General features: G+C 28.9%; 14 protein-coding genes and 1 pseudogene. 10 read left to right on the forward strand and 5 right to left on the reverse strand.

What is annotated here, in order from left to right; all coding sequences use genetic code 11:
- Positions 1-175 precede the first annotated feature (175 nt).
- Positions 176-1,036 carry an endonuclease gene (locus tag AOE55_RS00510; protein ID WP_080611629.1) on the forward strand — a complete coding sequence of 287 codons (861 nt, stop codon included), beginning with the start codon at positions 176-178 and terminating at the stop codon, positions 1,034-1,036.
- Here the strand turns inward: AOE55_RS00510 and glmS are convergent.
- The 5 genes from glmS to guaB all read right to left on the reverse strand — a co-directional run bounded on the left by glmS (position 1,023) and on the right by guaB (position 10,127).
- Positions 1,023-2,867, reverse strand: coding sequence for a glutamine--fructose-6-phosphate transaminase (isomerizing) (glmS, locus tag AOE55_RS00515; RefSeq protein WP_013087869.1), 1,845 nt, complete (start codon positions 2,865-2,867; stop codon positions 1,023-1,025). The two genes, AOE55_RS00510 and glmS, sit on opposite strands and share 14 nt — an antisense overlap.
- Positions 2,868-2,913: 46 nt before the next feature.
- Entirely contained in the window at positions 2,914-4,341 is a 1,428-nt protein-coding gene (gene glmU, locus AOE55_RS00520; RefSeq protein ID WP_225995195.1) for a bifunctional UDP-N-acetylglucosamine diphosphorylase/glucosamine-1-phosphate N-acetyltransferase GlmU, read from the reverse strand.
- Positions 4,342-4,969: 628 nt separating this feature from the next.
- Positions 4,970-6,838, reverse strand: coding sequence for a tRNA uridine-5-carboxymethylaminomethyl(34) synthesis enzyme MnmG (gene mnmG / locus AOE55_RS00525; RefSeq protein ID WP_013087705.1), 1,869 nt, complete (start codon positions 6,836-6,838; stop codon positions 4,970-4,972).
- 232 nt (positions 6,839-7,070) lie between these two features.
- Complete coding sequence (gene guaA, locus AOE55_RS00530; RefSeq protein ID WP_013087898.1) at positions 7,071-8,645, reverse strand: glutamine-hydrolyzing GMP synthase; 1,575 nt, start codon at positions 8,643-8,645, stop codon at positions 7,071-7,073.
- A gap of 12 nt (positions 8,646-8,657) precedes the next feature.
- A complete protein-coding gene (guaB, locus tag AOE55_RS00535; protein WP_080611632.1) occupies positions 8,658-10,127 on the reverse strand; it encodes an IMP dehydrogenase in 1,470 nt (489 codons plus the stop codon).
- Between the two features lie 951 nt (positions 10,128-11,078).
- Here guaB and aceE point away from each other — a divergent pair.
- The 9 genes and pseudogenes from aceE (at position 11,079) to xthA (ending at position 25,073) form a co-directional block, all read left to right on the forward strand.
- Entirely contained in the window at positions 11,079-13,754 is a 2,676-nt protein-coding gene (gene aceE / locus AOE55_RS00540; RefSeq protein ID WP_013087793.1) for a pyruvate dehydrogenase (acetyl-transferring), homodimeric type, read from the forward strand.
- 16 nt (positions 13,755-13,770) lie between these two features.
- Positions 13,771-15,057 (forward strand): 2-oxo acid dehydrogenase subunit E2, encoded by a 1,287-nt coding sequence (locus AOE55_RS00545; RefSeq protein ID WP_013087872.1) that lies wholly within the window; start codon positions 13,771-13,773, stop codon positions 15,055-15,057.
- 94 nt (positions 15,058-15,151) lie between these two features.
- Positions 15,152-16,645 (forward strand): dihydrolipoyl dehydrogenase, encoded by a 1,494-nt coding sequence (gene lpdA, locus AOE55_RS00550; protein WP_225995199.1) that lies wholly within the window; start codon positions 15,152-15,154, stop codon positions 16,643-16,645.
- A gap of 363 nt (positions 16,646-17,008) precedes the next feature.
- Positions 17,009-17,677 carry a ribose-5-phosphate isomerase RpiA gene (gene rpiA, locus AOE55_RS00555; protein ID WP_013087400.1) on the forward strand — a complete coding sequence of 223 codons (669 nt, stop codon included), beginning with the start codon at positions 17,009-17,011 and terminating at the stop codon, positions 17,675-17,677.
- Between the two features lie 325 nt (positions 17,678-18,002).
- A complete protein-coding gene (locus AOE55_RS00560; RefSeq protein WP_013087792.1) occupies positions 18,003-19,190 on the forward strand; it encodes a Rossmann-fold NAD(P)-binding domain-containing protein in 1,188 nt (395 codons plus the stop codon).
- A 562-nt stretch (positions 19,191-19,752) separates the two neighbouring features.
- Positions 19,753-21,473: pseudogene (gene recJ / locus AOE55_RS00570) on the forward strand (single-stranded-DNA-specific exonuclease RecJ).
- 59 nt (positions 21,474-21,532) lie between these two features.
- Positions 21,533-22,642 (forward strand): peptide chain release factor 2, encoded by a 1,110-nt coding sequence (gene prfB, locus AOE55_RS00575; protein ID WP_013087412.1) that lies wholly within the window; start codon positions 21,533-21,535, stop codon positions 22,640-22,642.
- A gap of 41 nt (positions 22,643-22,683) precedes the next feature.
- A complete protein-coding gene (gene lysS / locus AOE55_RS00580; RefSeq protein WP_013087624.1) occupies positions 22,684-24,156 on the forward strand; it encodes a lysine--tRNA ligase in 1,473 nt (490 codons plus the stop codon).
- 113 nt (positions 24,157-24,269) lie between these two features.
- Entirely contained in the window at positions 24,270-25,073 is an 804-nt protein-coding gene (gene xthA / locus AOE55_RS00585) for an exodeoxyribonuclease III (RefSeq protein WP_080611634.1), read from the forward strand.
- Positions 25,074-25,190 lie beyond the last annotated feature (117 nt).

Consider the following 25,190-nt stretch of genomic DNA (forward strand, 5'->3'; position numbering starts at 1 on the left):
TTTAAAAATTAAATTGAAAATGATATGAAAAATTGAAATCATAAGTTCGAAAGAAGAGAATGAAATTCTGTCAAAAAAAATGAAAAGATCAGAAAAATTTGTTTTTGTAAAAAACTCTACAAACTAATATGAATCATTCTCTCATTTATAGATCCAATGAAATTTATTGATTTTTATGAAACACTTTTATATTCAAAAAAAATTAAGATTAAATAGATTTTCTATAAGAAATTTTTTTGTTTTTTTTCTTATCTTGCAATGTTTTATATCAACGACAGAATCGTCTTTATATGAGTATCCAAATTTTGAGAAATCTAAGAAAATTGCAAAAAAATACATTTTTTTTGATCAATTTAAAGGAAAGCAAGGAACTTTATATTGTGGTTGTGACTGGACATGGAAAAAAAAAGGATATTCTGGAATAGTCGATATAAATAATTGTGAATACAAACCAAGAAGAAAGTATTCAGAAAGATCTAAGTACATAGAATGGGAACACATCGTTCCTGTTTCAAAATTTGGAAAATTTCGTCCTTGTTGGAAAAAAGGAGGAAGAAAATACTGTTCCTTAACAGATCGAAAATTTCAACATATAGAGTCGGATTTATATAATATCGCTCCAGTTATAGGAGAAATTAATCAAGATAGAAAAGATTTTAAATACTCTGAGGTGAAGTCCAACGTTCCATACATCTATGGAACGTGCAAAAGTAGAATAGATTTCCAAAAAAAAGAGTTTGAGCCTAGAGATGAAGTAAAAGGACAAATCGCAAGAACTTTTCTTTATATGATTACAAAATATCGTATTAGAATATCTGAAAAAGAATTTAAAAAAATTACGATGTGGAATCTAAAATATCCGATTGATGAATGGGAAAGAGAAAAATCTTTAAGGATCGAAAAAATTACTGGAATAAAAAACTATTTTACTACGGATAACTATCAAAAAAAATTGAAGAAAAATATGTCATTCGAAGAATTCTTTCAAAAGAAAAAACAAGAAGATTTTTATCGAAGAAAATTTATTCTACAGTAACCGACTTAGCTAAATTTCTTGGATGATCCATATCAATATTCTTAAATAATGCAATATTATAAGCCAATATTTGAAAAGGAACCGCGTAAAATATAGGAGATATGATTTCTTCTATATCAAAAAGTGAAATAATTTTGGTTTGATCATCTTCTTGAATGGATACTCTTTCGTCTGTGATGACATACAACATTCCTCTTCTAGACCTTATTTCTTCAATATTCAATCGAATTTTACTCAAAATTCCATTATAAGGAGCTATTATGATGATTGGAATTTTTTTATCAACTAAAGCTAACGGACCATGTTTTAATTCTCCTGCATAATTTGCTTCTGCATGAATGTAAGCAATTTCTTTCAATTTTAAAGCTCCCTCTAAAGCAATTGGAAAATGATCCCCCCTTCCCAAAATGAGGACATTTCTTTTGTCAAATAAATCAGAAATAAGAAAATTCATCTTTTCTTGATGATTCAACAACAATTTTTCAATATACTTTGGAAGCTTTTTCAAAGACAAAAATAAGTCTTTTTGAAAACTATCTTTCGATTTTTTTCTTAAATTTCTTATGTAAGCTACTAGCAAAAGTAGCGTAGTTAATTGAGCTGTGAAAGATTTACTAGAAGCTACACTGATTTCCATACCAGCTTTAGTCATGATTGAAAAATCCGATTCTCGAACTAAATAAGAATTAGAAACATTGCATATCGCTAGACTAGCTAAATAATTTTTTAAATTTTTTGATAGATTTAATGCTGATATCGTATCTGCTGTTTCTCCAGATTGAGATAATGTGATTAATAAGCTATTTCTAGAAATAACATGATTCCTACAACAATATTCCGAAGCAATTTCTACATTACAAGAAATGTCTGTAAAAGACTCAAACCAATATTTTCCAACCATACCTGCATTATAAGAAGTTCCACATGCAACTATCTGGATGCTCTCCATTTTAATGAAAATTTCTTCTATTCTGCTATCTTCTAGATCAGAAAAGAAAATATTATTTTTTGAATCAAACCGATCTTTTATCAATTCTTCGATGATTTCGGGTTGTTCATATATCTCCTTTTCCATATAGTATCGATACAATCCTTTAGTAGGTATTTCCTGATAGATTTGAGAGCTAACATCTCTTCTTTCGATTAATCTACCATCAAAGCTTAATATTTTTACATCATTTTTGGAAACCTCCGCAATTTCATTTTTTTTTAAATGTAAAAATCGTTCAACAATCGAAGATAAAGCAACTTGATCAGAGGCTAAAAAATTTTCCCCTTTTCCTAAACCGATGATTAAAGGATTGAATGTTCTAGCAGACACTAACCTTTTTGGATCTCTACTATCCATTGCTATTATGCTATAGTTTCCGTGCAACATTAGAACAACTTTTTGAACTGCTCTAAGTAAATTTTTGTTTCTTTGAGTTTCCCAATGAATTAAATGCGCTATAACTTCACTGTCAGTTTCTGAAAAAAATAAATATTTCTTTTTTCTTAACCATGTTTTCAATTCTCTATAATTCTCAATTGTTCCGTTGTGTACTATCGATATGTAATCGGATACATGTGGATGTGCATTTCTTTCACTCAGTTTTCCATGAGTAGCCCATCTAGTATGAGCAATACCAATCTTTCCAAAAACAGCAAGATGTTGTATTTTCTTATCCAGATCAATTGTTTTCCCTACTTCTCGAACTCGGAAAAGTTTTGAATTTTCATCAACAATTGCTAAACCAACCGAGTCATATCCTCTATACTCTAATCTATATAATCCATTAATCAGTGTTTTCACAACATTTCTTTGAGATATCGCTCCGATAATTCCACACATAAAGAGATATTACTCCATAAATTTATTGAAAAATAAAATTCAGTAATTACTGCTTATCCAAATTTTTTCTCCAGTTTTTTATATGTTTTTGCTGAATTCTACTGGTTACGAGTTCATTTTCTTTCACATCATCTGTCAAAGTAGTTCCTGCTCCAATCGTTGAGTTTTTTTGAATTGTTATTGGAGCGATTAACTGACAGTCAGATCCAACAAATACGTTATCTTCTATTCTGGTTTGGAATTTTTTTTTCCCATCGTAGTTGCAAGTAATGACTCCAGCTCCTATGTTGACTTGAGATCCAATTTCTGAATCTCCAAGATAACTTAAGTGTCTAGCTTTTGAGTTCGATCCGAAAACCGTATTCTTAATCTCTACAAAATTTCCAATTTTTGACCTCTCTTTTAATATTACTCCATCTCTTAAATGTGCGAATGGACCAATAACACAATTCTTTGATATTACTGAACTTTCTATAATGGAGTAAGGAAGAACAGAAGAATTGTCCAGTATTTTACAATTTTTGAGTATGCATCCTATTCCAACGCGTACATCATTTCCTAAGATCACTTTTCCAATTATTGAAACATCGTTATCAATATAAACGTCTTTTCCATATTCTATTTTTCCACGAAGATCGAATCTAGAAATATTAGATATCATCAATCCTGAAAGTAATAATTTTTTTGCTTGATATTTTTGATAGAATCTCTCTACTTTCATCAATTGAAATGGATCATTAATTCCTTGTATTTCAAACGAGTTTTTTGGATGAATTGTGTTAATTTTATATCCTTCTTTTCTAGCTAGGGATACAATATCGGTTAAATAATATTCTTTTTTAGAATTTTGATTATGAATAGCATGAAGCCACTTCTTTAAACAGTATGCATTTGACACGAACATTCCGGAATAAACTTCTTTAATATCTTTTTCATCAAAAAGTATTTCACTCTCCTCGACAATTTTAATAACCTCTTTGTTTTTTCTGATGATTCTTCCGTATCCAATAGGATCTTTTAAATTTGCAGTCAATAAACTGATCGCATTATCGGATCTAGAAAGAATCAGCTTTTCTATGGTTTCTCTAGAAATTAGAGGAACATCCCCATACAGAACAATAACATCTGATTTGTCATTAAATCGATTAATGACTTTACGAAGTGCATAACCAGTTCCTAGTTGATGTTTCTGAAGAACAATTTTAATCTTGTTCTGAAAAGATATCTTTTTCAGAACTTCTTTTTGATCATTACAAACAAGATAAATACTTGATATTCTTTTAAGAGAAAGAACAGTATCAACTACATGTTGTAGTATCAGTTTTCCTCCAATATTATGGAAGATCTTTGGTATTTTTGAACACATTCGTGTACTTTTTCCAGCTGCTAATATGACAATATTTTTCTTTTTCGAAAACATGATATTCTTACCAAATGCAGAACGTGGAGTTAAAAAAAATATATATTGAATCAAAAAATAAAATTTCTATGGACACATAAATTTTAAATCGTTTAAATTGATTTGAAATCACTCACTTTGATGAAAAATGAGCACTCTAAAATTTAGAAGATTAATTTATTTTAACTATATTTTTATTAAAAAAAGATCATATTTGAAGAAAAAAACAGGTAGTAATGGAAAAATAAAAAATCAAGATAGAAAATTCATAGATATTTTTTAAAAATTTATATTTTTAATCTAATTTAAAAAATCATATGATTTTTTAAAACTTCAAAAAAATTATTTTTTCGTATTTTCTATGAATCTATCTTAAAATTGAAAGAATGAAAGTTATAATCTTTCATAAATTTATTATCGAAAGATATAAAGAAATAATCTTTAAAAATTCATCTTGGAGTAAATCTGTCAATAATTTTTTTTCAAAATAATATCAAGTATGCTCGAAAAATAAAGTTCAGAAATTTAGAACAAAATTCCAAAAGAAATTCTATAAAAAGTAGTTTTTACAGTACCATTTAATATATTCAAGATAAAAGAAATTTTTCTCTTCGAGTAAGAAATCAAAAAGATGAAATTCATTCTTTTTTCCAGTGAATTTTAATTGTTTTGTATATCTTTATCTTCGGAATCTCACTTTCGATTAAAAAACCTTTCTTTTTTTCATCCAAATCAATAATATCGATATGGCTGAAGGAGTGACTCCAGATATTCTAGAAGCTTGACCGATAGAATTTGGTTTATGATAATCTAGTTTGGAAAGAACTTCTTTAGACAAACCACATATTTTTTGATATTTTATGTCTTTTGGAATTTTAATATTTTCATAAAAATTCTTTTTTTGAATTTCTAATTCTTGTTTTTTGATATATCCTCGATATTTTATTTGACTTTCTAATATCTTATAGATTTCCATGTTGTCTTTTTCAGATAAAATCCCAAATTGAAATAATTTTTCGCAAGTAACTTCAGGTCTCTTTAGAAGTTCTTCTATATTAATAGTTTTATTACAAGAAGATCTTAAATTTTCATTCATTATTTCAAATTTCTTAGAACCTTTCTTTAACCAAGTATGACGAAATTTAATGAATTCTTTCTCGATTAATTTAATCTTCTTCTTTAGAATGCTTAACCTTTCTTTTCTAACTACTCCCAAAGAATATCCTAACTTCGTTAGACGTAGATCAGCATTATCCTCCCTTAAAGATAATCTGTACTCCGATCTCGCAGTAAACATTCGATATGGTTCTTCTGTTCCTACTGTACATAAATCATCAATCAAAACTCCAATATATGCTTGATCTCTTTTAGGATACCACTGATCTTCTTTCAGAGAATATAATGCAGCATTTAATCCAGCTATCAATCCTTGAGATGCTGCCTCTTCGTATCCTGTGGTTCCATTTATTTGTCCAGCTAAAAATAGTCCATCGATAATTTTACTTTCTAAAGTTTGCTTTAAATCACGAGGATCGAAAAAGTCATATTCTACAGCATATCCAGGATCTATTATTTTAGCTTTCTCTAATCCTCTTATAGACCGTACAAATTTTTCTTGTATATCCACTGGTAAACTAGTAGAAATTCCATTTGGATAAACCTTTCTACTTCTGATTCCCTCTGGTTCAAGAAAAATATGATGAGATGATTGATTCTGAAATTTCACTATTTTATCTTCTATAGAAGGACAATATCTTGGTCCAATACCCTGAATTTTTCCAGAATAAATTGGACTTTTATGTAAGTTTTCTAAAATAATCTCATGAGTTTTATCGTTAGTGTGAGTGATATAGCATGTTATTTGTTTACGATATTTATCTATTTTCTTCAAAAAAGAAAAATGAGATATCGGATAATCTCCTAATTGTTTTTCCAAACATGAGAAATCGATGGTTTTCGTATCTATTCTAGGAGGTGTGCCTGTTTTAAGTCTTTTAATTTTAAAGGGAAAACATCTAAGTTGTTTTATCAATGTAATAGAAGATACATCTCTTATTCTTCCTCCTGAAAAAATTTTTGAACCTATATGAATTCTTCCATTTAAAAAAGTCCCCGCAGACAATACGACTGATTTTGAGAAAAATTGGATATCTTCTTCTGTAGTCACTCCTATTACTCGATTGTTTCTTAGAATCAATTTTTTAACTGACTGTTGTATAATAAATATATTTTTCTGTTTTTTCATCTGATTTATAACAGAACTTTTATATTTTTTTCTATCAACTTGTACTCTAGTAGATTGTACAGCTGAACCTTTTTTTGAATTTAATTTTTTGAAGTGTATTCCAGACTCATCAGCTGCAACAGCCATTATTCCGTCCATGGCATCAATTTCTTTCACTAAGTGTCCTTTTCCAATTCCTCCAATGGAGGGATTACAAGATAATTCTCCAATTTTTCTCATATTATGAGTAATTAACAAAGTTTTACAACCGATTTTAGAAGAAGCAAAAGCTCCTTCTGATCCAGCATGTCCTCCTCCAACTACAATTACGTCAAAATTATTTTTCATCTTATAGATATTTAAAAATTCTTTATTTTTGATAAATACAATAAAAACACAGTTTTAATATGTAACGATAATACACTATCTTTTCATCGTCAAATACGATCCTTTTAAATCAAAAAAAATAAAAAAGAATTTTCTTATTTGAGAAGGAAATATAATGGTTATTTCTTTTTAATTTTATATATTTTTTTAAAAGCTTAAAAATTCGAAAAATTATCAGTTAATACATACCCTATTATTCCCACTCAATAGTTGAAGGAGGTTTGCTACTAATATCATAGACAACTCTTGATATTGAATTAACTTCGTTGATAATTCTATTTGAAACTCTCTCCAAAAATTTGCGAGGGAAGTGAAACCAATCTGCAGTCATAAAATCATTGGTTTTTATTGCTCTTAAAGATATTATCCACTCATATTTTCTATTATCTCCCATAATTCCTACAGATTTCATAGGTATAAAAATTGCAAAAGATTGACTGACTTTATAATATAAGTTATGTTTCAAAAGTTCCTCTGTAAATATATGATCCGCCTGACGAAGTATTTCACAATACTTTTTTTTTACACAACCTAAAATTCTTATAGAAATTCCAGGACCTGGAAAAGGATGACCGTATATAACCTTTTTAGGAACTTCGAGTTTTTTAGCTATTTCTCGAACTTCATCTTTAAACAAATTTTTTATTGGTTCAAGAATTTTCAGAGACTTATCTAATCCAACTAATCCTCGAACATTATGATGAGATTTAATATTTTTTTGATCAAGAACTAGTTTAGACTCTATAACATCCGGATAAATAGTACCTTGTGCAAACCATCTTACATTTTTTCTTTTCCTTGCTTGTTCATTGAATATTTCTGTAAATATTTTTCCAACGATCATCCTTTTTTTTTCTGGAGACTTAACATTTCGCAAAGCTCTCAAAAAACGATCTTCCTCGGAAACTACGATAAGATTGAAATGAAATCTAGAAGAATATTTTAAAATTCTTTCCAATTCATGAAGACGAAGCAATCCTGTGTCAACAAATATGCAGAATAAATTCTTTCCTACTGCACGATGAATCAAGAGAGCAGTTACGAAAGAATCTACTCCTCCAGAAAAAGCTAAAATAATTTGATCATTTCCTATTTGGTTCCTTATTTTTTGAATCATATTTGAGATTTTTATATTTGGTTTCCAACCATTTTCACAATGACAAATACTAAATACAAATCGTCGAATAATATGTTTTCCTCGATTTGTATGCGTTACTTCTGGATGAAATTGAACTCCGTAAATTTTCTTTTTTTCATCTCCAATGATTGCATAACGACAATTTTCTGTACTTGCAAAAACTTGAAAATTTTTTGGAATTTTTTCGATAATGTCCGAATGACTCATCCATACTTTTAATTTTGAAAATCCAGAACTATCTAAATCATCATAAATTCCTTGAGTTAACGAACATTGTCGATGTATTGATAATTTAACTCTTCCAAATTCTTTTTTTTTGGACGTAATTACTTTCCCTTGAAAATATAAAGACATAAGATGCATACCATAACAAATTCCTAAAACAGGAACTCCTGATTCGAACAAGAATTTATACGAGTTATCATCATTTTTTTTTACAACACTATTTGGACTTCCAGATAATATAACTCCTTTTACTGAATCTTCTAAAATATTTTTTTTTAAATCTTTAAAAGTACAAATTTTGCAATATACTCCCATTTCACGAACTCTTCTAGAAATGAGCATGCTATACTGAGAACCAAAATCAACAATTAATATTGTATCTTTTTTATCTTTATGCCTATTCATTGTCTTATCCAACTACATCAATTTGAAAATATCTAAATGATTTCGAGAAATGTAAGAATCTTCGATTAAATTTATTCCATGTGCGTGATTTTCTTTAATCCCAGATTGACTAATCAAAATGAATTTCGTATTTGTTTGAAGTTGATCAATATTATTGCAGCCTGTTAGTCTCATACAAGAACGCAATCCTCCGATCATCTGATTAACAATTTCTTTTAAAGTTCCTTGATAAAGAACCTGTCCTTTAACTCCTTCTGGAACTAACTTGTTAACATCTTTAAGTTGAAGATATCTATCATAAGAACCGTTTATCATGGATTCTCTAGACCCCATTCCACGGTATATTTTGTAGAATTTATCTTTATATATTACTAACTTTCCAATAGATTCCTGAGAGCTCGCTAGAATAGATCCTAACATGACACATTTTGCTCCGGCTGCTATTGCTTTTCCGATATCTCCTGAAAACTTAATGCCTCCATCTGCAATCACTGGAACTTGAGTTTTCAAAAGAGCATCTGCAGATTCAGAAATTGCAGTAATTTGAGGAATCCCCACTCCTGTTACTATTCTAGTAGTACATATAGAACCCGGTCCTATCCCTACTTTAACAGCATCTGCTCCTGCTTGAACCAGATCCAATGCTCCTTCTGGAGTAGCTACGTTTCCTCCAATAATTGGTAAATTTGGATATTTTTTCTTGATTTCAAATACTTTTTTTAATACAGTATCAGAATGACCATGAGATGAATCAATTAGAACTGCATCAACTTCAGATTTGATCAATTCTCGAATTCTATCGTCGTTTTCGTTCGCACTAATCGCTGCTCCTACTCTTAGTCTCCCTTTACTATCTTGACAAAATGATAAATTTTCTTCTTTTGAATTTATTTCTATTAAAAACATTCCCTTTATATTTCTATGAACATCAATAATCACGGCATATTTGGAATGATTTTCAATCATGTTATTGAAAACATATTTGCATTTTTCTTTTTCTTGAAAAACATTTATGTGATACCTGAAAAATATTTTACAATCCGAATGATCTATACTTTTTGGAAAATTTATATTTTTAACAATTTTTAAAGATATAAATTGTCGTTCTCTTATTTTATAACGAACTAAAAAATTTTTAGATTCTACTAATCTGAAGACATGTAAAATAGTTAATTCAGAACAAAGATCTTGATCATCGATTTTAAAAATCTGATAATTTTTAACCTTTCTGATTTCTTCAGATTGCTTTCGAATAGTCATATTTCTATGAATAAAACCCATCCCTCCAATTTTAGCCAACTCAATAGATAACTCTGAACCTGTAACAGTATCCATTGCAGCAGAAACGATTGGAATTTTTAACTGAATTTTTTTTGTAAGATAGGTAGATAAATTGATACAATTTGAAATTGTTTTTGAATAAGATGGAGTCAATAACACATCATCAAAAGTTAGTCCTTTTTCTTTTTTTATTCTCAACATGAGCAGAAATTACCTTTCTTTTTGAAGTAAAATGTTGCCTTCAAATTATACATTTGAAAGATACTTAACTCTAGTTTTTTAAGAAAATTTAAAATAATTCTTAGAATGAAAGAAAACATTTTTTAGAAAATATTTTATGTATAGGACAAATCCATATTTATAACTATGAAATTGTTCTGTTGAAAACAGTATGTTTTAAATATTTGATAATTTGAAAAATCTCGAACAGAACGCACACATAAAAATATACGGACAGGAAGAAATTAGTTCATTTTTTTAAAATTTTAAGTTGACAAAATAGTCTTTATTAAGATTTTTTAGAAAATTTTATAGATTCATAAAAAACTATAAATATTCCAAACTGGAAAGACTATTATGTTCATTTATCAAATAATATCTGTTCAATAGTTTGAAACTATGGAAGAAAATCAATATTTTTAGTTAAATAAATAATCGAAGAAAAAATCTGATATTTTTCAGACATAAGTATTTTTTGAAATTTAAAAAACATTCAAAAGATTTCCATATAAAAAATTGCTCAAATAGTTTGTCTAGTTAAAAAATAAGATAATATATTAACAAAAATATTTAAATCCAATTTCTATTTGATTAGTAAAGTATTGAAGAGTTTCTATCCAACTTTTTGTAATAAAGTAAAATTTATGAAATACTTAAAGTATTTCAAAATAATTAAAATTTTGAATTTACAGTTCGATTCAATTAGTTTTTAATCTCAAGATTATAAATTCTAAATAAAAAATTTAATAACTATTCGTTTTATGAAAATATAGTTTTTTTCAAAAAGAAAATTATTTGAAATATCCTAAAAATAGGAACTCTCAAAAAGGAAAACAAAAATAAAAGAAGGTTAGAACACAGTTATATAAGTAAAGTTATCAATTTCAATCAATTTAGAAAAATAAATTTTTAAAAAAGTGAAGGAATTATCTTATGAGGAATGAATCAAATCAAAATACAAACTCAATAGAAATTATCGAATGGATACAGTCAATCGCTTGGGTTCTTCATAGAGAAGGAATAGATCGTTGTCAATACATTATTAAAAAATTGTTGAACTATATTCAACTGAATCAAACAGATATCCTCCCAAAATTGATAGAATCAGATTACATTAATACTATTCCATTTGATAAAGAACCTTCCTATCCAGGAGAATTAGATTTAGAAGAAAAGATATGCTCTGTAGTACGTTGGAATGCAATCATGATGGTTTTAAGAGCTTCTAAAAAAAATTTAAATTTAGGGGGCCATATAGCATCTTTTCAGTCTTGTGCAACAATATATGAAGTGTGTTTTAACCATTTTTTTCAAGCAAGAAATAGTAATCTTAAACAAGAAGGAGACTTAATTTATTTTCAAGGTCATGTTTCTCCTGGAATTTACTCCAGAGCATTTTTAGAAGGTCGAATTACAAAAAAACAAATTAACAACTTTAGACAAGAAATTACGGAAAATCTCGGACTTCCTTCTTATCCACATCCTAGATTATTGCCGGAATTTTGGCAGTTTCCAACTGTTTCAATGGGATTAGGTGCAATTAATTCCATTTATCAAGCTAAATTCTTGAAATATTTGCATAAAAGAGGATTAAAGGATACTTCTAATCAAACGGTATATGCATTTTTGGGAGATGGTGAAATGGATGAACCAGAGTCGAAAGGTGCTATCACAATAGCTTCCAGAGAAAATTTAGATAATCTAATCTTCGTAATTAATTGCAATTTACAAAGACTGGATGGTCCTGTCTTAGGAAATGGAAAAATTATCAATGAGTTAAATCGATTATTTATCGGAGCTGGTTGGAATGTTATTAAAGTAATTTGGGGAAGTCAATGGGACGACCTTTTTAGAAAAGACGTTTCTGAAAAGTTATTGCATTTGGTCAATAAAACAACTGATGGAGATTACCAAAATTTGAGATCCAAAGATGGAAAATACATAAGAGAGAAATTCTTCAATCAATATTTAGAAACGAAGGAATTGGTACAAAACATGACCGATGAACAAATTCAATCTTGTTCTTTAAATCTTGGTGGACACGATCCAAAAAAAATATACGCTGCTTTTCAACTTGCAAAAAGAAGCAGAGGTAAACCGAATGTCATCCTGATACAAACTATTAAAGGATATGGAATGGGAGAAGCTGCAGAAGGAAAAAATATTGCACACCAAGTAAAAAATATCAGTACAAAAGATATAAAATACTTCAGAGATAGATTTAAAATTCCAATTTCAGATCGAGAAATATTGAATCTCCCTATTATTTCATTTAAAAAGGATTCAGAAGAAAATCAGTATATTCATTCTTGTAGAAAAAAACTAGGAGGATATGTACCAAAAAGAATCGTAAGGTTCACAAAAAAAATTAATATACCAAACTTAAAGATTTTTCATAAACTTTTGGAAAAACAAAAAGATATGTCTACTACAATGGCCTTTATCAGAGCCTTCAATATCATGTTGAAATGCAATTCTATCAAAAATAGATTAGTTTTAATTATTGCTGATGAGGGTAGAACGTTTGGTATGGAAGGATTATTTCGTCAGATTGGAATATACAATTCATTCGGTCAAAAATATATTCCACAAGATAAGGATAGTTTGATATATTACAGAGAAGATGAAAAAGGAATGATCCTTCAGGAAGGAATCAATGAACTTGGAGCTTGCGCTTCTTGGATATCCGCCTCTACTTCTTATAGTAACAATGATTTTCCAATGATTCCATTCTACATATATTATTCCATATTCGGTTTTCAAAGAGTAGGTGATTTGTTGTGGGCTGCTGGTGATCAACAAGCTAGGGGTTTTTTAATTGGCGGTACATCTGGAAGAACTACTCTGAATGGAGAAGGTTTGCAGCACGAAGATGGTCATAGTCATATCCAGTCCTTAACTATTCCAAATTGCATTTCATATAATCCAGCCTATACCTATGAAGTAGCTGTTATTTTGCAAGATGGATTAAGAAGGATGTATGGAGATCAACAAGAGAACATATATTACTATCTTACTGTATTAAATGAAAATTATGAAATGCCACCAATGCCGATTGGTGCAGAAGAAGGTATTCGAAAAGGAATTTATAAAATTGAAAATCTAGAAGGAAAAAATGGGGAAGTTCAACTGTTAGGTTCTGGCTCAATTCTTTGTCACGTAAGAAAAGCTGCATTAATTTTATCCATTGAGTATGGAATTGCTTCTACTATATATAGTGTCACTTCTTTTACTGAATTATGTAGAAACGGACAAGATTGTGATAGATGGAATATGCTACATCCTCTAGAAGAAAAGAAAGTTCCTTATGTTACAAAAATAATGAATCACCATCCGGCGATTGCAGCGACTGACTATATGAAAATATTTGCAGATCAGATTCGACCTTACGTTCCAACGCAAAGTTACAAGGTTTTAGGAACAGACGGGTTTGGACGATCAGATAGTAGAAAAAATCTTCGAAACTATTTTGAAATTAGTTCAAACTATATTGTAGTTGCTTCATTGAACGAATTATCCAATCAGAAAAAGATAGATAAGACAACAGTGTATGAAGCCATTAAAAAATATAAAATTGATCCTGAAAAAATTAATCCGCGTTTAGTATAATCTTGAGGTGTAATGAATGTTCATTGATATTCGAATACCAGAAATTGGAGTAGATGAAGTTGAAATAACTGACGTTTTGGTCAAGGTAGGTGAAAAAGTTAAACTCGATCAACCTTTGATATCAATAGAAGGAGAGAAAGTATCATTGGAACTTCCCTCTCCAAATTCTGGGATCGTTAAAGAGATCAAAATATTGAAAGGAGAAATTGTCAAAAAAGGAACATTAGTAATGGTTCTTGAGGATCATAGTAATCAAAAAGAACTAATTTGTTCAAATCCGAAGAAAAATGACCAAAATCAATTAGAAAAAGTAAAGAGCATAGATCATATAGAACGTAAATTTATTAATGACAGAAATTTAAATGATATAAATGAAAAAAATCAAGTTATTTTACATGCCACTCCAGTTGTTAGAAGATTAGCTAGAAAATTTAATGTCAATTTAAACAATGTCAAAGGATCTGGAAGGAGAAATCGAATTCTTCCGGAAGATATTTTAAAATATGTAAAGAAAGCAGTTGAAAAATTTGATTTATTTTCTAAAAATAAAAAGGAAACTTCATTAGATCAAGAAGGTGAATTGAACAAAAAGATAGAGATTCCTAAAACTTTGAAGATGAATCGTATCCAAAGAAGTTCCTGCAAAAAATTATCTGAAACTTGGGCTATGGTTCCTCATGTCACAGTTTTTGGAGAAATAGAAGTTACAGAATTAGAATCTTTTAGAAAGCTATACAACAAAAGATTAGAAAAATGTGAAAATTCTTTCAAGATGACGATGTTACCTTTCTTTTTAAAAGCTGTTTCTAAAATAATGAAAGATTTTCCAATTTTTAATAGTAAAATATCAGACAATTTTCAAGAAATTGAAATAAAGAAAGAAATTAATGTAGGATTCGCAGTTGACACAAATCAAGGACTTTTGGTGCCAATTATCAAGAACGTGGATCAAATAGGAATATTTGAGATATCTAAGATGATAATCAAATTATCTGAAAAAGCAAGATTAGGAAAATTGTCCTTAGAGGATATGAGAGGAGGAGGATTTACGATTTCAAATCTTGGAAGTACAGGAAAAAATGTTGGATTCTTTACTCCAATTATAAACTCACCAGAAGTAGCAATTTTAGGAATTTCTCGATCTTTTATGAAGCCTGTTTGGAATGGTTCGAGCTTTCTAGCCAAATTAACAGTACCGATATCTTTATCTTTTGATCATAGAGTGATTAATGGAGCGGATGGAGCAAAATTTTTAGACCAGGTGTCTTTTTTAATACAAGATCTTAGAAACTTGCTAATGTAGAAAAATTTCTTGCTTTATATTTTTTATGTTCTGAAAGAAATTTTTCGAAAAATCATTAGGAACTTATTCTTTTTAAAAAAAATTCAGTCGTATTATATGTTATTCAAAAACGAAGTTTACTAGAAATAAAAAGGAATATATGAAATCAAAAATTAAGACTCAGGTGATAATTATAGGATCCGGTCCTGCAGGGTATTCGGCGGCTTTTCGTTGTGCAGACTTAGGTCTTAAAACAGTATTGGTAGAACAATTCAATAGAATTGGAGGAGTTTGTTTAAATGTAGGTTGTATCCCATCCAAATCTCTTTTGAATATATCTAAAATTATTCAGGAATCTAATTGGTTATCTGAAATAGGGATTTTTCATAAGTCGAGTGAAATTTGCGTTCAGAAAATTAAAGAATTTAAGGAAAAAGTTGTATCAAAGATCGCAAATAATCTATATAAGATGATGCGTAACAGAAAGATTAAGTTGGTAAATGGATTTGGAAAATTTATTAGTTCAAACTCTGTTTTAGTAGAAAACCCAGAGGAAAATTACGAGATTTTTTTTGAAAACGCGATCATTGCTACTGGATCTCGTCCAATTCAATTATCCAAAATTTTAGAAACAGAAAACCTAAATCGAAAAAATGTGTGGAGCTCAAATGAAGCATTGAATGTCCATGAAATACCAAGATCTATGTTAATCATAGGAGGTGGTATAATTGGACTAGAAATTGGAACCATATATCATTCTTTAGGATCGAAGATAGATATAGTAGAAGTTCAAAACCGTTTATTACCTATGGTAGAAGAAGAGATTTCTCAATTTTATACGAACACTATAAGAAAAAAATTCGATGTCATGCTCAAAACAAAGGTCTTAAAAATTTCAGAAAACTCAAAGAAAATGCTAGTAGTTATGAAAAACGAAAAAGATCAAGAAATAACTAGAGAATATGATAAGTTATTACTTTCAATTGGACGTACTCCAAACTCTGATTTAATAAATCTAAATCAAATCGGTATTTCAGTAGATTCAAAAGGTTTTATTGATGTAGATTCTCAAATGAAAACTAATTTATCCCATATATATGCAGTAGGAGACGTAGTTGGTCTTCCGATGTTAGCACATAAAGGAATGCAAGAAGGTCATATTGCTGCAGAGGTTATTCGAGGAATGAATCATTACTTCGATCCATATGTGATACCATCTATTGCTTATACTGATCCTGAAATAGCCTGGATTGGATTAACAGAAACGGAGGCAAAAGATCGTAATATTAACTTTGAGACATCTACAGTTCCTTGGAATGCTCTAGGAAGAGCGATTGCTTCAAATTGTACTAACGGAATGACAAAAATTATTTTTGATAAAGAAACTAAAAGGATTTTAGGGGGATCTATTATTGGAACAAATGGAGGAGAATTGTTGGGAGAAATTGGACTGGCTATAGAAATGGGTTGTAACGCAGAAGATCTTTCTCTAACTATTCATGCACATCCAACTCTTTATGAATCTATAGGAATGGCTTCGAAGATTTTTGAAGGAAGTATTACGGATTTACCAAATAAAAAATCTATTTTTTCAAGATACGAGATATAAAAATACGAAAGAGATTTTCCAATCAATTTTTTGTTTATGATAAAAGATCAAAAATATTCTAAACAATATTAATTTTATTTTCATTTTATAAAAATTAATTTCTTATAAATGACTTTAAACAACGTTCGGATTGAGTTGACTCATTTTAATCAAAATGTTTATGTACAAGTACAGATTTTTAAGAAATTTAGACCAATTTTGAATTTTATTAAACTACTAATGATCATAAGATCTTTTAAAAGATTTATTTAGATTTTGATGAATCAATAGAAAATCTGATAATATGAAGGTAATCATCACGGTTCTGTTTTATAACAAAATTTTTTTTAAAATGAATAAGACCTAACGATTTTTTAGAAAAATATGACTTGGAATGATTTTAAAAAAATGGCAGGGATGGCTGCATTAGAATATATCGAAAAAGATATGGTAATTGGAGTAGGAACTGGTTCCACTGTCTCTTATTTCATAGATGGTTTAAAAAGAAAAAAAAATATCATTCGTGGAGCAGTATCCAGTTCGACATCTTCTACTAACAAACTTAAAGAAATTGGTGTCTCTATAATTGATAGCAATGATGTAGATTACGTTGATATATATGTAGATGGTGTGGATGAATTTAATAATAATCTAATGATGATCAAAGGAGGAGGGGCGGCTCTCACAAGGGAAAAGGTCATAGCTGCAATGGCAAAAAAGTTTATTGCAATAGCAGATGAATCTAAAAAGGTTACCATTCTTGGAAAATCTTCACTTCCAGTAGAAGTGATTCCAATGGCAAAATCTTATGTGATTAGAGAACTGAAAAAACTGGGAGGTATTCCGAAGCATCGAAAGCACGTTATTACAGATAACGGAAATATTATTGTAGATGTATATCGATTAAAAATATTTAATCCAACTCATTTAGAAGATCAGATTAATTCCATAGCTGGAGTAATAACTGTTGGCTTATTCGCTAATAGACCGGCCGATATTGTTCTTCTTGCTACTCATCAAGGAATAAAAAGATTCTTTTGCGAAGATAATTAAATTCAACTGAGATTAATGAAAAATGATTAATTCAGGACATTTTTTAGATATCGTTAAAGAAATTTTTGAAAGACACCAAGTTTTTTAAGTCTTTGACGGGATCTATGTAAAGATTAAAAAAGATTCAAATGAGTTTTATTTCTAATTCGATATTTTAGAGTTCAAAAAAAATAAAAATTTTTTTAATTTATCTTTTTAAAATTTTTCAAAAAAGTTACGATCTGTGAAGTTACGGTTCAAATTTTTGATAGGTTGGTGATTTGCTTGATTTTTTAGAAGTTTTCTGTTTCATGAAAATGAATGTATCAAAATTGATAAAAAGTTAATGAAGATAGTTATTGTTGGAGGTGGATTAAGCGGAATTTCTTTAACCTTGTTTCTAAATAAGTTTTGTAAAGAAAGACTAGAGATCTCTCTGGTGGAGATGAACTATATAGAAAAATATTTTTCAAATCAAGATAGAACAATATTTTTAAATCACGATACAATACAAAAGTTTAAAAAAGCTAAACTTTTTTCTAGTTTTCAAGAGAATATTTATCCAATTCGAAAAATTCATATATCTAAAAAAGGATGCAGAAACCCACTTGAATTTTCTGCGAAAGATCATTTCTCATCTTCTATTTTTGGATGTACGATCTCTTTATCAAATATCAGAAGGAACTTGTTTCAAAAGATTCAATTAAATCTAAATGAATCAATCAAACTATATTGTCCAGACAAAGTAGATTCTATAGAATTTTATAAGAACTATGTTGAAGTTCAATTAAAAAGTGGAAAAGTATTATATTCAGAACTGTTAATTGTTTCTTGTCGAATTAATATCAATGAAGATAAAAGATTTATGGTAAAATGGTCCAAAATTTTTGAACAATATGTTGTTCTTTCCAAGTTTACCGTAGAAAAACCTTTCTGTGGATTATCAATAGAAAGATTCACAGAAAATGGATCCTTAGCTATTTTGCCAATTGGTAAAAAATTAGGAAGTTTAATTTGGTGTTATGACAAGAGAATAAAAAAAGATATGGAAAATCTTGACAAAATAGATTTTGTTAAAAGGGTAGAAGAAGAGATTCCTCTTTTTAATAAACTATTAGGAAAGATTAAAGATTTAGATGATAGAAAAATCTTTCCGATATATTTCTCAGTTCCTAATAAAATTGAAAGTCACAGATTAGTATTGATTGGAAGTGCTTCACAATCTTTACATCCCGTTGCAGGACAAGGGTTCAACTTGATTGTCAGAGATATTTATGAGTTTTCTAAAATTATTTATAAATCAATAAAAAAAGGAGAAGATATTGGAAGTTATAAAAATTTAAAAAGATATCAAGAAAAGAGAGAGTTAGATCGTTCAAACTTGATATATATTACTGAGTTTTTATCTAAAGTACATAATTTTTCATGTCGATCTTTTCTTTTCGATTCTTTATTAAAGGCGTTCTCCATTGCTCCAAATTTTTTGAAAAAAAGGTTAGTTCAAATTCTTTGCAAAGAATTTCGTATGATTTGAAGTTCTAGACCAGACTTTTTTAGATTTGTATGAAATGATACATTATTCCATTTTTGGAAAATTTTTTGAATTTTTAAATAATTTTAGATCTTATTTTTATTTAAAACAACCTTGCTTTTTATTAAACTTTAGAAAAAATATTTTAGTTTTTAAATTTTTGTGTTTCTTGAAATCTTTATTGAGTCAAAGTGGATTTCTCTCTTGGAAAGAGAAGGACATTAGTCTACCTTAGTCGTATAAAATTTAGTTTTTTCTACATTAATATCTTATGAGTTAATTTGACTTTAGAAATTCCAAACATATTCATTTTTAATGAAATTCTAACTAAATCCGTCCTTGTTCATCTTTGTTCATCTTGAATGATCAATAAAACTTTTTAATTTATCAAAAGAGCAGAAATTTTTCCCAAAAATTTTGTCTGTAAAGAGAATTTTTTTTGAAATGAAAGTTCTTCTTTGCAGAAATCACATGATCTTGATAAAATTGGAAAAATTATATCAGTATAAACTAACTTTTAAAGACTACTTTTAGTTTGACAAAACAGAAGAAAAAATGATAAAAAATGAAACTTATCCGTCGGAAACAAGAAGATTGTGCGCTTTTCAAAATACCATCTATATTAAAAAAAATATATTCTTCTAGAGGAATTCTTTCCGAAAAAGATCTAGAACTGAGCACACGATCTCTTTTGAATTATCATCTTTTGAACGATATAAAAGGAGCAGTAAATCTTTTAGTACAAGCATTGTATGAAGAATGGAGAATCATCGTGATAGGAGATTTTGATGTTGATGGAGCAACTAGCACAGCTCTTCTAATTCGAATATTAAAAAAAATAGGACACAAAAATGTCGATTATTTTATTCCAAATAGGTTCAAAGATGGATATGGTCTGACTAAAACTGTAATTCAAAGGATTATAAAAAAAAAGTTCAATTGATTATCACCGTAGATAATGGAATTTCTGCGCACGAAGGAGTAAACTTTGCAAAAAAAAACGGAATTAAGGTGATCATTACTGATCATCATCTTCCAGAAGGTATCCTACCTGAAGCAGACGCAATAGTAAATCCGAATTTACCGAATTCAAATTTCCCCTCTAAATCACTAGCAGGAGTTGGAGTTAGTTTCTATTTAATGCTGGCTTTACGATCCGAGTTGAATCAAAAAGGATGGTTCAGAAAGAGATCTATCGAAGTTCCAAATTTAGCGAACTTTTTGGATCTAGTTGCATTGGGAACAATCTCTGATCTCGTACCGTTGGACCAAAATAATCGTATATTAGTACATCAAGGATTGAAAAGAATTAGGTTCGGATTATGTTGTACAGGAATAAAAGCTTTGATCATGATTTCAAAAATTGATATTAAAAGAATTGTTTCAAATGATCTCAGTTTTATGATCAGTCCAAAATTAAATGCTGCTGGAAGATTGGATGATATGTCAATTAGTGTTGACCTGTTGATAACAGATGACCAATCTTTGGCAAAAACGATGGCTATGAAGTTAAATCAATTAAACGAATCTAGAAAGAAAATAGAAGAAAACATGCAGAAAGAAGCTTATCAAATGTTTGAAACACTCAATTTTAGCAAAGATATTTTGCCGAAAGTTCTGGTTTTATACTATCCAACATGGCATCAAGGAATTATTGGTATTCTCGCTTCTCGAATAAAAGAATATTTTAATCGACCAACTATTATTTTTGCTAAATCAAAAGATGGAACTTTAAAAGGTTCTGGAAGATCTGTCGAAGGACTAAATATGAAAAATGCCATCGAAAGAATGAATCAGTTATATCCAGGATTAATATTGAAATTCGGAGGACATAAGATGGCAATTGGATTAACAATGGAAGAAAGAAAATTTCAAACTTTTCAAAAGAAGTTTACTCACTTTTCTGAAAAATTTTTAAATCAATCCATATTAAATGGTTCTATATTGAGTGATGGGGAACTAAAAGGAAACGATCTTTCTTTAGAAACGGCCGAGTTGATTAGATATTCTGGCCCTTGGGGGCCAGAATTTCCAGAACCTATTTTTGATGGAAAGTTCTTGATATTAGAAAAAAAAATCTTTAAAAGAAAACATCTTAAAATGAAATTAAAATTGGTAAAGGAAAAAAAAGAAATTAACGGAATTGCATTCAATTATATTTCTAAATGTTCTTCTGATTTCGGAAATCTGGTAAGAATAGCTTATAAAATAGATATTAATTATAGATATCATTATAATAGAAATGAAGTACAGTTACTGGTTCAATACCTATGGCCAATCGCGTGAAGAAAATAATTTTTCCACTCCAGATTGTGTTTCTTCAAAATCTCAAACTTTTTTAAAAAATGGAAATAAAAAAGATATTGGAAGATTTTAAAAGATCTTATAGAGAGTTTCAAAACTTAAAGAATATCTTTAGATATGAAGAAAAAAAAATCGAACTTACAACTCTAAGAAATAAAATTTCTTCAAATGAGATTTGGAGATCTAAAAAATTAAGTTCACTTATCGGATTGCAGAAGTTAGTCGCAATCAAAGAAATTGAAATAGAAAAAATAGAAAAGATAAAACAATATCTAGAAAATATAGAAATTTTAATTGAATGTCTAAAAGAAAAGAGAGATGAAGATTTTCTTAAAGAAACATATCGTGATCTATTTAATGTCCGATCAATGATCGAAAATTTAAAAATATTTCGATTATTTTCAAAAGAAAATGATTTTTGTGATTGTTATATAGATTTACAATCTGGATCGGGAGGGATAGATTCACAGGATTGGACAAGTATGCTTTTAAAGATGTACTTAAAATGGTCTGATTTAAAAAATTTTCGATCGTATGTCCTAAATACTTCATACGGAGAAATTACAGGAATCAAATCATCCACTATTATGATCAAAGGAAGATATGCTTACGGATGGTTACGAACAGAAACTGGAATTCATAGATTAGTTCGAAAAAGTCCTTTCGATTCTTCTGGAAGAAGACATACTTCTTTTTCTTCTGTTTTTGTATATCCTGTTTTAGAAGATCCCGATCAAGAAATCCGAATACAGTCTTCTGATTTAAAAATTGATTCTTATAAATCTTCTGGTGCTGGTGGACAGCATACCAATAAAACGGAGTCTGCGATCAGGATCACACACATTCCGACCGGAATAGTTACTCAGTGCCAAAGTAATAGATCTCAACATAAAAATAAAGAACAAGCTTTGAAGCAATTAAAAAATAAGCTATATGAGATTCAGAAGAAAGAAAAACAAGAAAATCAGAAGGTTATCGAAAACAACAAGTTTGATATTGCTTGGGGAAATCAAATACGCTCTTATATTTTGGATCACTCTAGAGTAAAAGACTTAAGAACTGGAATAGAAGAAAGAAACGTACGATCTGTTTTAGAAGGAAAGATCGATAAATTTATCAAAGCAAATTTGATCTTGAGAAAAAAGGATTGACAATTATGTAAAATTCAACCATATTCGTACGGAATATGAAGATGAAAACTTTAAGAAATGAAATGAAAACAAGAAAAGAATCGTTCTTTCAGAACGATTGCGAAGATTTTAAAAGAGACCATTTATCGGAAGATTTATATAAGAAATTTTATGAAAAAGAGTCTAAAGAGTTAAAAAAATTAGAAAATTATGTTTCTGTTTCTGGAAGAATGATCTCCAAAAGGATATTTGGAAAGGCGTCTTTCTTTACACTACAAGATATGTCTGGAAAGATTCAAGTATACGTCTCTTCAAATCATATTAAAGAAGAAATTTATGAGAAGAAATTTAAAAAATGCAATTTAGGAGATTTAATAGGAGTTCACGGAAAAGTATTTAAAACAAAAACAGGAGAATTAACTGTAGATTGTAGAAAGATTTTTCTATTAACTAGATCATATCGTACGATATCAAGTAAATTTTATGGACTTAAAAATAAAGAGATTCAACATAGAAATCGATGTTTAGATCTTATTTTAAATCAAAGATCTAGAAACACTTTTATAATACGATCGAAGATCATCAGTTGGTTGCGTTGTTTTATGAACGAAAAAGGATTCATGGAGGTAGAAACTCCGATCATGCAGCCGATGTATGGCGGAGCTTCAGCGAAGCCTTTTATGACTCGTCATAACGCATTAAAATCTGAATTGTATCTTCGAATAGCTCCCGAGCTATATCTAAAAAGATTGGTCATTGGAGGATTTGAAAAGATCTTTGAAATTGGTAAAAATTTCAGAAATGAAGGAGTGTCGACCATACATAATCCAGAATTTACGATGATGGAATTCTATGAAGCTTATAAAAATTATCTTGATCTCATGGATTTTATTGAAAATTTATTTCATGAAATTGTTGAGTCAACTCTTAAAAAGAGTGGAATAAAGTACGGAGAAAACTTTCTGAATTTCGACAAAAGATTTAAAAAAGTTACAATGAAGCAATCTATCTTGCAAAATATTTCTAATCAATTTTCCATGAAAGATTTAGAGAATAAGGATAAAGTCTTTACGATTGCAAGATCATACGGAGTACAAGTTGAGAAAGAAGATTCTATAGGAGAGATACAGTATAAAATTTTTGAAAAAGTAGTTGAGAAGAAATTGATACAACCAACTTTCGTTACCGAATATCCGATCGATGTGTCTCCTCTCTCGAAGAGAAGTAGAGAGAATCCGTTGGTTGCAGAACGATTTGAGCTGTTCATTGGAGGATATGAAATAGCCAATGGATTTTCCGAGCTAAATGATCCAGTTGATCAAACAAGCCGGTTTCTTCAACAATCTCGAAAAAATGGGATTAGAAGAGACATCGATGAAGATACCTTTTATGATAAAGATTATATCACTTCGCTTGAATATGGATTACCTCCAACGGCAGGAGTAGGAATAGGGATTGATAGGTTGGTGATGTTATTAACAAATCGTCGTTCGATTCGAGATGTCATATTTTTTCCTGCTCTCAGAAAGAAATAAAACATAAAATTTGAGAAAATATCATGATTAATTCGGATTTCCGTTCAATAATCCGATGAGTATATTTTGTGGATTAAGAAAATCATTTCTATTTTATAAAAACGATAATTATAATGAAAATTGTTTCATTTAACATTAATGGAATTAGAGCACATTTTCATCAACTTTATGAAATTGTTAAAAAATATGATCCAGATATTATAGGATTACAGGAAACTAAAGTAGAAAATAGTCTTTTTCCAAAAGATGGATTCGACCATAAGTATCATATATATCTAAATGGACGAAAATCTCATCATGGAGTGGCTTTATTCAGTAAAAAAAAATTATTTGATATCAATATCAGATTTTTCAAAGAAAATTCGAATGAAGAACATCGGGTAATTTCAGCCAATATTTTCTTTCAAGAAACTGAAATTCAAATAATTAATATTTATTGTCCTCAAGGAGAGAATAGAAATAATAAAATTAAATTTAATAAGAAAAAAAATTTTTACAAAAATTTAATTAAGTATGTTCAAAAAAAGATTTTTGAAAATAAAAATATTATCCTTATGGGAGACATGAATATCAGTCCAGAAGATCAAGATATTGGAATCGATCCGTATCATCAGAATAGATGGATTAATTTAGGAAAATGTGGCTTCTTGCCGGAAGAAAGGATTTGGATGAAAAAATTAAAATCTTTTGGGTTGATTGATACTTACACGAAAAGAAATTTTTTTAAAAAAAATAAATTTTCTTGGTTCGACTATCGCTCAAATGGGTTTCTTAATAAAGTTGGATTGAGGATCGATTTTATCTTAGTTTCAAAGAAATTATTTGACTCCTGCAGAAGTTCTGGAATAGATTATTCTATTCGAAGTATGAAAAGGCCTTCCGATCATGCTCCTATATGGGCTTTTTTCGAAATATAAATTTATTTCGAAAAAACGATTTTATTTTTTAATAAAAATGATCGTAGTAGTTGAAAATTTATTAAATTTAATGGTTTTTATTTGACTTAATTTCTATCAAATGCTGAGTTTTTTAAA

Source organism: Candidatus Riesia pediculicola (genome assembly GCF_002073915.1).
Taxonomy (GTDB): Bacteria; Pseudomonadota; Gammaproteobacteria; order Enterobacterales; family Enterobacteriaceae; genus Riesia; species Riesia pediculicola.

Coding starts and splice junctions, on each gene's coding strand:
- AOE55_RS00510 (WP_080611629.1), top strand. CDS start 176: ATGAAACACTTTTATATTCAAAAAAAATTAAGATTAAATAGATTTTCT.
- glmS (WP_013087869.1), bottom strand. CDS start 2,867: ATGTGTGGAATTATCGGAGCGATATCTCAAAGAAATGTTGTGAAAACA.
- mnmG (WP_013087705.1), bottom strand. CDS start 6,838: ATGAAAAATAATTTTGACGTAATTGTAGTTGGAGGAGGACATGCTGGA.
- guaA (WP_013087898.1), bottom strand. CDS start 8,645: ATGAATAGGCATAAAGATAAAAAAGATACAATATTAATTGTTGATTTT.
- guaB (WP_080611632.1), bottom strand. CDS start 10,127: ATGTTGAGAATAAAAAAAGAAAAAGGACTAACTTTTGATGATGTGTTA.
- aceE (WP_013087793.1), top strand. CDS start 11,079: ATGAGGAATGAATCAAATCAAAATACAAACTCAATAGAAATTATCGAA.
- AOE55_RS00545 (WP_013087872.1), top strand. CDS start 13,771: ATGTTCATTGATATTCGAATACCAGAAATTGGAGTAGATGAAGTTGAA.
- rpiA (WP_013087400.1), top strand. CDS start 17,009: ATGACTTGGAATGATTTTAAAAAAATGGCAGGGATGGCTGCATTAGAA.
- AOE55_RS00560 (WP_013087792.1), top strand. CDS start 18,003: ATGAAGATAGTTATTGTTGGAGGTGGATTAAGCGGAATTTCTTTAACC.
- prfB (WP_013087412.1), top strand. CDS start 21,533: ATGGAAATAAAAAAGATATTGGAAGATTTTAAAAGATCTTATAGAGAG.
- lysS (WP_013087624.1), top strand. CDS start 22,684: ATGAAAACTTTAAGAAATGAAATGAAAACAAGAAAAGAATCGTTCTTT.
- xthA (WP_080611634.1), top strand. CDS start 24,270: ATGAAAATTGTTTCATTTAACATTAATGGAATTAGAGCACATTTTCAT.